Consider the following 7425-nt stretch of genomic DNA (forward strand, 5'->3'; position numbering starts at 1 on the left):
CGAGACTGGGTCTGGGGGCCCCGCTCCCCGGGCCGGTCCGGGACCCGGGGCACCCGGCGCGCGGGGCGGCCCCGCGGGTTCCCTGGGACGGGGAACCGGCGGCGCCGGGCACTGCGATCGTCAGACGAGCCAGCCCAGGAAGTGGAGGACGCCGGCGAGCAGGTTGGTGATGACGTTCATGGTGGTGCTTCTCCTCGTACAGGTTCATCAGTGGGACGGTGCGGTCGCGGTCTGCAGCCCTTCGCTCGCACTCCGTAATCATCCGACGCCGTACGGGAGTGGGGCAACGATTCCCGGGACGATCACACGTTCTGGGGAACAACCGCTCCCACGTTCGCCTGTTCGGTGCGGGCGTCCCTGCGGACCAGGGCCGCATACCTCCCGTCCAGGGCGAGCAGCTCCTCGTGGGTGCCGCGCTCGGCGATCCGGCCGTCCTCCAGGACGACGATCTGGTCGGCGTCGCGGACGGTGGAGAGCCGGTGCGCGATGGTGATGGTGGTGCGGCCCTCGGACAGGGAGTCGATGGCCCGCTGCACCGCGTGCTCCGTCCGGGTGTCGAGGGCGCTGGTCGCCTCGTCGAGGATGAGCACGGGCGGGTCGCGCAGGATGGTGCGGGCGATGGCCAGGCGCTGCTTCTCGCCGCCCGAGAAGCGGTAGCCGCGCTCGCCGACGAGGGTGTCGTACCCGTCGGGGAGCGAGGCGATGTGGTCGTGGATCTGGGCGGCGCGCGCGGCGGCCTCTATCTCCTCGACGGTGGCGTCCGGCTTGGCGAAGCGCAGGTTGTCGGCGACGGATGCGTGGAAGAGGTACGTCTCCTGGGAGACCACGCCGACCGCGCGGGCCAGCGTGTCGAAGTCCAGGTCGCGCACGTCGACGCCGTCGAGGGTGACCCGGCCGCCGGTCACGTCGTACAGCCGGGGCACCAGGTAGCTCAGGGTGGACTTGCCGGATCCGGTGGGGCCCACGACGGCCAGGCTGCCGCCGGCGGGGACGGTCAGGTCGAGGGAGTCGAGGGTCGGGCGGCCCGTCGCCTCGGCGTCGTAGCGGAACTCGACCTTCTCGAAGGAGACCTCGCCGCGGACCCGCGCCAGCCGGACCGGCTCGGCGGGCTCGTCTATGTCGACGGGCAGGTCGAGGTACTCGAAGATGCGCTGGAACAGCGCAAGGGAGGTCTGCATCTGGACGCCGGTCGACAGCAGGCTCACGGCGGGCCGGAAGAGGCCCTGCTGGAGCGTGACGAAGGCGACGAGCGTGCCGAGCGAGATCGTGGCGCCGCCCGGGCCGAGCGCGATGCCGGCGGCCCAGTAGATCAGGGCGGGCATGGCGGCCATGACGATGCTGATGGTGGACATCCGCCAGCGTCCGGCCATGGAGGAGCGCACTTCGAGGTCGACGAGGCGCTCGGACTCCGCGGCGAAGGACTGCGTGAGGGAGTCGGCGCGGCCCATGGTGCGGCCGAGCAGGATGCCGCTGACCGAGAGGGACTCGGTGACGGTGGCGGCCATGGCGGCCATCTGCTTCTGGCGCTGGGTGGTGATCCGCTTGCGCTCGCGGCCGACCCGCCGGCTGATCCAGACGAAGACGGGCAGCAGGAGCAGCGAGACGAGGGTGAGGCGCCAGTCGAGGGCGAGCATGGCGACCACGGTCGCGACGACGGCGGTGAGGTTGGAGACGAGCGAGGTGGCCGTCGAGGTCACGGTCGCCTGCATGCCGCCGATGTCGTTGGCGATGCGGGACTGGACCTCGCCCGTGCGGGTGCGGGTGAAGAAGGCGAGCGGCATCCGCTGGAGCTGCTCGTACACCCCGGTGCGCAGGTCGTGCATGACGCGCTGGCCGACGGTGGTGGAGATGAGGGTCTGGAGCACGCCGAACACGCCGTTCAGCACGGCGGTGGCGATCATGCCGAGGGCGAGCAGGCTGAGCAGCCCGGTGCGGCCCTGCGGGATCGCGGTGTCCAGGACCTCCTTCAGCAGGAACGGCGAGGCGACCGAGACGAGCGAGGCGGCGCCGACCAGGAGGCCGACGAGCGCGAGGCGCGCGCGGTAGGGACGGAACAGCCGCAGGATGCGCCGCAGCTGGGCGGGCTCCTTCGGCCGGGTGGAGTCACGGGACGGTGGCGTCCAGTCGGACTGGTCGTGGGGGCGCATGGGCTCCTTCGGAGGATCGATAGATGCCAGCAGAGCATAGCTCATTGTTACCTATGCTCACAATGAACATGGTCCTGATATTGTTCCCGCATGACCACCTCCGACCGCACGGGCGCACCCGACCGCACGGGCGACGGGCCGGCCGGCGGGCCGGGCACGCCCGACGCCGACGGGCTCCTCGCCGAGCAGCTGCTGCGGCTCACCCGCCGGCTGCACCGCATCCAGAAGCACCACCTGGAACCGGTCGGCATCACCCCCGCCCAGTCCAGGCTCCTGCGCACGGTCGCGCACTTCGGCGAGCCGCCCCGGATGGCCGACCTCGCCGCCCGCCTCGAAGTCGTCCCCAGGGCCGTGACCAGTCTCGTCGACGGCCTGGAGGCGGGCGACCGGGTGCGCCGGGTGCCCGATCCGAACAACCGCCGGGTGATACGGATCGAGCTCACCGACGCGGGACGCGCCACGCTGCGGGAGCTGCGCAGCGCGCGCCGGGCGGCGGCAGAGGACATCCTTGCTCCATTGACCGTCGAACAGCGCGAGGTGCTCGGAGGTCTGCTGACCGCCCTGGTCGACCGCGGCCCGGAGGGCGGCTGCTGATCCGCCCGGGCACGGGGACGCGCCGAAGGGGAGCCGTGCCATGCCACTCCTAGAGCCGAGTCCGCAGGCCCTCCGTCCCGGGACGAAGCGGACTCCGGCGCCGGACCGGGTGCCGGAACTCCAGGCGCGGGGCACGCCCCGCCGGCTGCGCGAGGAGCTGACCGAGCTCCTCGGCCCGGACAAGGTCCTGTCGAAGATCTCCGACCTGGTGCGGTACGCCTCGGACGCGAGCCCGTACCGCTTCGTGCCGCAGGTCGTCGTCGTCGCCGAGGACATCGACGACATCTCCACGGTCCTGTCGTACGCGCACGGCAAGGGCCGCGAGGTCGTCTTCCGGGCCGCCGGGACCAGCCTCAACGGCCAGGCGCAGGGCGAGGACATCCTCGTCGACGTCCGCCGCCACTGGGTGGGCGTCGAGGTCCTGGACGACGGCGCCCGGGCCCGCGTCCGGCCCGGCACCACGGTCGTCCGGGCCAATGCCGCGCTCGCCCCCTACGGGCGGGTGCTCGGGCCCGATCCGGCCAGCGCGATCGCGTGCACGATCGGCGGGGTCGTCGCCAACAACGCGTCGGGCATGACGGCCGGAACGACCCGGAACTCGTACCGGACCGTCTCCTCCCTCACCTTCGTGCTGCCGAGCGGCACCGTCGTGGACACCGGCGACCCGGCCGCCGACGAGGAGCTCGCGCGCGCCGAGCCGAGGCTGTGCGCGGAGCTGCTCGCGCTGAAGGCCGAGATCGAGGCCGACGCCGAGCTCACCGCCCGGATCCGGGCCAAGTACGCGATCAAGAACACCAACGGCTACCGGCTCGACGCCTTCCTCGACGGCGCCACGCCCGCGGAGATCCTGCGGGGCCTCATGGTGGGCTCCGAGGGCACCTTCGGCTTCATCTCCGAAGTCGTCTTCGACACCCTGCCGCTGGACCGCGAGGTCTCCACCGGGCTCCTCTTCTTCCCCTCGCTGCCGGCCGCCGCCGCGGCCGTGCCGCTGTTCAACGAGGCGGGGGCGCTCGCGGTCGAGCTGATGGACGGCAACACCCTGCGGGCCTCGGTGCGCGTCGCGGGCGTGCCCGCCGACTGGGCGGACCTGCCCAAGGAGACGGCGGCGCTCCTGGTCGAGTTCCGGGCCCCGGACCCGGCGGCCCTCGACGCGTACGAGCGGGCGGCCGAGGCCGTCCTCGCCGGACTCGGCCTGGTCGCCCCGGTGCCGTCCGCGGAGAACGCGTTCACCAGGGACCCGAAGCGGATCTCCGGGTACTGGAAGGCCCGCAAGGCGTTCGTGACGGCGGTCGGCGGCTCGCGCCCCTCCGGCACGACGCTGATCACCGAGGACTTCGCGGTGCCGCCGGACCGCCTCGCGGAGGCCTGCGCCGCGCTGCTCGACCTCCAGTCCCGGCACGGCTTCGACGCGGCCGTCGCCGGTCACGCCGCCCACGGCAACCTCCACTTCCTGCTCGCCTTCGACGCCGCCGACCCCTCCGACGTCGAGCGGTACGCGGCCTTCATGGACGAGTTCTGCAAGCTGACCGTGGAGCGCTTCGACGGCTCGCTGAAGGCCGAGCACGCCACCGGCCGCAACATCGCGCCCTTCCTGGAGCTGGAGTGGGGCGCGCGCGCGACCGATCTGATGTGGCGGGTCAAGGAGGCCGTCGACCCCGACGGGGTGCTCGCCCCGCGGATCGTCCTGGACCGGGACCCGCAGGCCCATCTGCGCGGCCTGAAGTCGATCCCGTCCGTGGAGCGGATCGCCGACCCCTGCATCGAGTGCGGCTTCTGCGAACCGACGTGCCCCAGCCACGACCTGACGACCACTCCTCGCCAGCGGATCGTGCTGCGCCGCGAGATGATGCGCCAGGCCGACGGCTCCCCCGTCGAGGCGCGCCTCCTGGAGTCGTACGGCTACGACGCCGTCGACACCTGCGCCGGCGACTCCACGTGCAAGCTGGCCTGTCCGGTCGGGATCGACACCGGCGCGCTGATGAAGGAGTTCCGGCACGAGCGGCACTCGCCGCGCGAGGAGCGGGCGGCCGCCCTGGCCGCGAAGAACTTCCGTGCGGTGGAGGCCTCCGCCCGGCTCGCGGTCGCCGCGGCGGACCGCATCGGCGACCGGGTCCTGGAGTCGGCGACGGGCCTGGCGCGGCGCGTGGTGCGCCCCGACCTCGTACCGGAGTGGCTGCCGGAGATCCCCGGCGCGGCGGCCCGGCGGCTGCCGCGCACCCACCGCCCGGCGGCCGTCGCCGTCTACTACCCGGCCTGTGTGAACCGCATCTTCGCCGGCCCTGGCGGCCACCCCGGCCCGTCGCTGCCGGAGGCCGTCGTCGCGGTGTCGGCGCGGGCCGGGAAGCCGGTGTGGATCCCGGACGACGTGGCCGGTACGTGCTGCGCCACGATCTGGCACTCCAAGGGGTACGAGCGGGGCAACGAGGTGATGGCGAACCGGATCGTCGAGGCGGCCTGGGGGTGGACGGCCGGCGGGACGCTGCCGCTCGTGGTGGACGCCTCCTCGTGCACGCTCGGCATCGCGCACGAGGTGGTGCCGTACCTGACGGACGACAACCGGGAGCTGCACGCCGAGCTGACGGTGGTGGACTCGCTGGTGTGGGCGGCGGACGAGCTGCTCCCCCGGCTCGACGTGCGCCGCCGGGTCGCGTCCGCCGTGGTCCATCCGACGTGCTCGATGCGGCACCTGGGCGACGAGGACCGGCTGACGGCGCTCGCCGGGGCCTGCGCGGAGGAGGTCGTGGTCCCCGTCGACGCGGGCTGCTGCGCCTTCGCGGGCGACCGGGGCATGCTGCATCCGGAGTTGACGGCGTCGGCGACGGCCCGCGAGGCGGCCGAGGTCACGGCCCGCCCGTTCGACGCGCACCTCTCGGCCAACCGCATGTGCGAGATCGGGATGGACCGGGCTACGGGCCGGAGCTACCACTCCGTCCTGCTGGCGCTCGAACACGCGACGCGCCCCTGACCCGTCGTCACGTCATCGGCCGCCACGGCCGGTCGAAGGACCCCTCACCCCCGCCGGTGAGGGGTCCTTCGTATGTTCGGGTGATGATCGCCGGTCGCTCCGGCCCGGTGCGATATCCGGAACAGTACAGTCCGAACTACCCGTCGCAAGAGTCCTGTCGGCGCCCTTGCGCACCATCGGCCACCGGGGCCAGGGTCCCGTGCGGGATTCATGAAACAGCCGTGCACACAGCTCCGGGAGGTTCCATGAACGAGCAGACACCGCGCACCCCGAGCCGCCGCAAGGTGCTCAGGAGCACCGCGGCGGCCGGCGCGGGCATCGGCATCACCGCCACCGGCGCCCCGAGCGCCGCCTCCGCCCCGTCCGCGACCGCCGTGTCCCCCGCCGCCGCGGCCGAGCCGAGCCGCCGCACCGCCGCCACCATGGCCGGAGTCCCCTTCGAGCGCCGCTCCACGGTCCGCGTCGGGCTCGTCGGCCTCGGCAACCGGGGCAGCGCGATGATCGGCCTCTACCTCGCCCTGCCCTGGGTGCGGGTGGTCGCCGTCTGCGACCCGGTGCGCGAGAAGGCCGAGCGGGCCACCGCGAAGGTCGTCGCCGCGGGCCGACCCGCCCCGGCCGTCTACACGAACGGCGAGGAGGACTACGAGAACCTCTGCGCCCGCACCGACGTCGACTTCGTCCACGTGGCCACCCCGTGGGACAGCCACTACGCCATCGCCCGGGCGGCGATGCTGAACGGCAAGCACGTCGGCGTGGAGTGCCCGGTCGCGATGCAGCTCGACGAACTGTGGTCGCTCGTCGACCTGTCCGAGCAGACCCGCCGGCACTGCATGCAGCTGGAGAACTGCTGCTACGGGCGGAACGAGATGCGGGTCCTGCGCATGGCGCACGCCGGCAGGTTCGGCGACCTGCTGCACGGGGCCGGCGCCTACAACCACGACCTGCGCGCCCTGATGTTCTCCCCGACGTACTACGAGGGGCCCTGGCGCCGGCGGTGGCACACGCGGCTGCGCGGCGACCTCTACCCCAACCACGGCTTCGGGCCCGTCGCCAACTACATGGACGTCAACCGGGGCGACCGGGCGGTGAGCATCAGCAGTTTCGGCACCCCGGCGCTCGGTCTCGCCGAGTACCGCGCGGAGCACATGCCGTCCGGCGACCCGAGCTGGAAGGAGACGTACATCGGGAGCGACCGGACGGTCAGTCTGGTCCAGACGGCCAAGGGCCGGGTGATCCGGCTGGAGCACGACGTCTCCACCCCGCACCCGTACAGCAGGATCAACAGCCTGGGCGGCACGCGGGGCGTCTTCGAGGACTATCCGGCCAGGATCTACCTGGAGCCGGACCACAACGACGACCAGTGGGGCGACTTCTCGGCCTACGCGGCCGAGTTCGACCACTGGCTCTGGAAGGACCACGCCAACCCGCCCGGCGGCCACGGCGGCATGGACTACATCATGGTCTACCGGCTGATGCAGTGCCTGCAGCTGGGACTCGTCCCGGACTTCGACGTGTACGACGCCGCCACCTGGACCGCTCCGGTGCCGCTGAGCCACGCCTCGATCAAGGCCCAGGGCGCGCCGCAGGAGATCCCTGACTTCACCCGCGGCGAGTGGACCAGGGCCCGCTCGGGCGTGGACTCGGTCAAGCCGGCCTGAGCACCCGACGCCCGGCACCCTGCACCCGGCACCGCAGACGGCGTCCGGCCCCCACTCGCGG

The 7425-nt window shown here is 72.8% G+C and carries 4 protein-coding genes; 3 read left to right on the forward strand and 1 reads right to left on the reverse strand.

All coding sequences use genetic code 11. The features are described 5' to 3' along the window. Positions 1-302 precede the first annotated feature (302 nt). Entirely contained in the window at positions 303-2147 is a 1845-nt protein-coding gene (locus tag ACFCY7_RS38885) for an ABC transporter ATP-binding protein (protein ID WP_376490809.1), read from the reverse strand. Between the two features lie 90 nt (positions 2148-2237). Here ACFCY7_RS38885 and ACFCY7_RS38890 point away from each other — a divergent pair, with 90 nt between their 5' ends. From ACFCY7_RS38890 to ACFCY7_RS38900, 3 genes are all read left to right on the forward strand, one after another. Continuing rightward, a complete protein-coding gene (locus ACFCY7_RS38890; RefSeq protein ID WP_376490810.1) occupies positions 2238-2741 on the forward strand; it encodes a MarR family winged helix-turn-helix transcriptional regulator in 504 nt (167 codons plus the stop codon). Between the two features lie 40 nt (positions 2742-2781). Then, entirely contained in the window at positions 2782-5706 is a 2925-nt protein-coding gene (locus ACFCY7_RS38895; RefSeq protein WP_376490811.1) for an FAD-binding and (Fe-S)-binding domain-containing protein, read from the forward strand. A gap of 245 nt (positions 5707-5951) precedes the next feature. Beyond that, positions 5952-7364, forward strand: a complete 1413-nt coding sequence (locus tag ACFCY7_RS38900) for a Gfo/Idh/MocA family protein (RefSeq protein ID WP_376490812.1) — start codon at positions 5952-5954, stop codon at positions 7362-7364. The last annotated feature ends 61 nt before the right edge of the window (positions 7365-7425 follow it).

It is taken from the genome of Streptomyces sp. NPDC056361, from assembly GCF_042262805.1.
In the GTDB taxonomy this organism is placed as follows: domain Bacteria; phylum Actinomycetota; class Actinomycetes; order Streptomycetales; family Streptomycetaceae; genus Streptomyces.